This is a genomic window from Spongiibacter marinus (assembly GCF_016906995.1).
Lineage (GTDB): Bacteria > Pseudomonadota > Gammaproteobacteria > Pseudomonadales > Spongiibacteraceae > Spongiibacter > Spongiibacter marinus.
In genome coordinates this window covers 1-2,666 of sequence record NZ_JAFBBD010000023.1, presented here as the reverse complement: position 1 = coordinate 2,666, position 2,666 = coordinate 1, and the positions used below count along the sequence as shown (strand labels likewise).

At 56.6% G+C, this 2,666-nt stretch carries 4 protein-coding genes; all 4 read right to left on the bottom strand.

Translation table 11 applies throughout. The annotated features are described in order from the left end of the window. Positions 1 to 31 precede the first annotated feature (31 nt). From HNR64_RS16960 to tnpA, 4 genes are read right to left on the bottom strand one after another with little or no spacing between them, the layout of a single operon-like run. Positions 32 to 355 (bottom strand): peptidylprolyl isomerase, encoded by a 324-nt coding sequence (locus HNR64_RS16960; RefSeq protein ID WP_008250666.1) that lies wholly within the window; start codon positions 353 to 355, stop codon positions 32 to 34. Next, entirely contained in the window at positions 352 to 1,905 is a 1,554-nt protein-coding gene (gene tnpC, locus HNR64_RS16955) for an IS66 family transposase (protein ID WP_204997564.1), read from the bottom strand. Before tnpC ends, HNR64_RS16960 begins: the two co-directional genes overlap by 4 nt. A gap of 25 nt (positions 1,906 to 1,930) precedes the next feature. Then, the gene (gene tnpB / locus HNR64_RS16950; RefSeq protein ID WP_008250664.1) at positions 1,931 to 2,287 is read right to left on the bottom strand and encodes an IS66 family insertion sequence element accessory protein TnpB; all 357 of its coding nucleotides are present in this window, start codon (positions 2,285 to 2,287) and stop codon (positions 1,931 to 1,933) included. Further along, the gene (gene tnpA, locus HNR64_RS16945; protein ID WP_008250663.1) at positions 2,287 to 2,586 is read right to left on the bottom strand and encodes an IS66 family insertion sequence element accessory protein TnpA; all 300 of its coding nucleotides are present in this window, start codon (positions 2,584 to 2,586) and stop codon (positions 2,287 to 2,289) included. The genes tnpB and tnpA overlap by 1 nt, the downstream gene beginning before the upstream one ends. Positions 2,587 to 2,666: the final 80 nt, after the last annotated feature.

Below are 2,666 nucleotides of genomic sequence, written 5' to 3'. Positions count from 1 at the left end.
CGTAAGCGCTCAACAAACCCCGCTCTTGCGCTCAGTCGTTTTCTAATCTCCCGTCGATAACAGGCGACTGCCCCGCATCTTTTATCGCCGAGAGCAGATGTGGTGACACATTCCAGCGCTGCCCACTGTCCGTTACAACGGTGACAGTTTTGCGATTGAATTTCATCACGGTAGCGATGACACGTTCGCCCTGCGGAGAATCGAAGCTGACTCTCGCGCCAGGGTGGAACTGCATCATTGATTTGTGTGCATGCAGCGATTCCAGCATCTTCAGCCGTTCAATAATGCGCTGGTTCAGCGCCATCAGTTCGTCGGCATCAAGATGATCAATATTGATATTCATCACCCGTTTCATGATGCGGCCTTCACAAGGTTGTCGTGAGCTTCCGGCGCCTGCCAGGGCAGTAATGCTTCGATATCATCCAGACTCTGTGCGCTGGGTAATTCTGTAAAGACCCGCCTCAGGTAGGTATAGGGCTCCAGCCCATTGGCCTTGGCCGTTTCAATCAGGCTGTACAGGTTTGCACTGGCGGCCGCACCGGCGACGCTGGCACTGAACAGCCAGTTCTTCCGCCCCACCACGAAGGGCCGGATTGCGTTCTCTGCCCGGTTGTTGTCGATGCTCAGTCGGCCGTCCTCGGTATAGATCGTCAGCTTGTCCCAGTTCTTGTCGAGATAACCCAGGGCTTTACCCAGCAACCCTTTGAGCAGTATGGTGTGCAGGGTTTTATCCAGCCAGGCGCGGATGGCCTGGAGCTGGGGAAGGCTCTCTTGCTGGCGCAGGGCATGGCGCGCCTCCGGGGCCATGGATTCCACTCGCTTTTCTATTGCGTAGAGCTTGGCAATCATGCTCACCGCGACATCGGCTTTCCCGGCTTTCTTCTGCTTGCCTGCGGCCTTTTGCGCCTCAACAAACTTGCGACGGGCATGGGCCCAACAGCCCAACTGGATAATGCCAGTTTGCGCGCAGGCACCGTTGTACCCGGCATAATCATCGGTCTGCACGTAGCCCTGATAGCCGGTCAGCAGTTGCCGGGCCACCTCGCCCCGGCGACTGTCGGCGTAATGGTAAAGCCGGATAGCCTGCGTGGGTGGCCCGCCGACCCGCACCCACATGTAAGAGGTGCTCTCTGGGTCTTTGCCCGGCTCCTTGAGTACCTGCACCGTGGTTTCATCGCACTGTAGTACCGGATAACTCAGCAAACGATCCTGCAAGAGATTAATCAGAGGCTGTATCAGCTGGCCTGCCTTGACCATCCACAGCGCCAGGGTGTTACGGGGTAAATCGATACCGCTGCGCCCCAGAATGGCTTCCTGTCGATACAGAGGCAACGCATCCTGGTATTTGGCAATGGCGATGTGGGCCAGCAAGCCTGGACTGGCGTTGCTCTTGGGAATGGGTTGCGGCGGAAGTGGTGCCGTGCTGACGCTACCCTCACACTGCTTGCAGGCGTATTTCTTACGCACATTAACCAGCACCTGCACTTTGGCTGGAATGATGTCCAGTTGTTCGCTGGTCTCTTCGCCAATGCACTCGCGCAGACAACCGCAGGTACAGACTTTGTCAGCGTCAGGCAGGTCGTGCTCAATACGCACGCGGGGAAGATCGGCGGGCAGGGGCTTGCGGCCGCGTTTGGCTTTTGGGGCTGACACGGCAGTGGGTGCAGTGGCGACAGCGACCGGTTCGTCCTCTTGCGGTGCCAGCTGCACTTCAGCGTCGCCCAGTTCGGCTTCATCAAACAACTCAACCTGCTGGTCGCTCTTCTCACTGCTGGCGCCAAAGCGCTTTTGCTTGAGTAAACGAATCTGCTCTTCAAGCAAATCAATACGCTGCTCCTTCTTCAGAAGCAGGGCCTTCAAGGCATCGATATCGTCTGGCAGGGACTGTGTGAGGGGCGCCGTCATGGCGCCATATTATACCGGAGACGACTCAGGAGACCGAGTCAAAATGCAGGGTTTGATGCGGTCGTTGCTGCCAGATATCAAAGCCGTCGAGCAGGTAATTCAGGTCGCGGCCATCGCGCTGCTCGTAGCTAAAATCGGACTGGCGCGGCCAGCGGAAACGCTGCTTCTCAAGGCGTTTATACCAGAGCACAAAGCCGTTACGCTCCCAGTACAGGATTTTGATCTTGTCGCGGCCCCGATTGCAGAAGACAAACAGCGCTTCCGTCATCGGTGACAGCGCCAGCTCGCTCTCAACGAGTATGGCCAGCCCATCAATGGACTTGCGCATATCCACGGGCTCCAGGTACAAATAGGCTTGGATGCCCGGTTGAGGACGCAGCATTAGCTGGCGTCCTGTATTGCGCGAAGCACGGCGGGCAATACGGCGGGCAATGTTTGCGCAGTAAGCTCAAGGCGAATACCGCAGGGTAAACTCATGATGAGGCGATCCGTTCCAGTCGGAGCGGAAATCGGCATGAACTTGCGCTGGGGTTTGTTAACGCGGCTGCGCCAGTAAGTAAAGTTCGACAGCTTGAGGTCATGTTGTTTGCAATACTCAGCCTGCGATAAGCCACTGCTCTTCCAAGCAGCAAAATGTGCTTGCCAGAGCTGGGCTTTGGTAGGATTTGACTCGGTGCTCATTGGATACTCCAGATCTGAAAAGTCTGGAGCGTAGCGAAGTCCCGGCAGCAATTTTAGGTGGGGTTTATAGACCGCTTACG

Excerpts from the sequence above, each read along its gene's own strand:
- HNR64_RS16960 (WP_008250666.1), bottom strand. The coding sequence starts at position 355 with ATGAAACGGGTGATGAATATCAATATTGATCATCTTGATGCCGACGAA.
- tnpB (WP_008250664.1), bottom strand. The coding sequence starts at position 2,287 with ATGCTGCGTCCTCAACCGGGCATCCAAGCCTATTTGTACCTGGAGCCC.
- tnpC (WP_204997564.1), bottom strand. The coding sequence starts at position 1,905 with ATGACGGCGCCCCTCACACAGTCCCTGCCAGACGATATCGATGCCTTG.
- tnpA (WP_008250663.1), bottom strand. The coding sequence starts at position 2,586 with ATGAGCACCGAGTCAAATCCTACCAAAGCCCAGCTCTGGCAAGCACAT.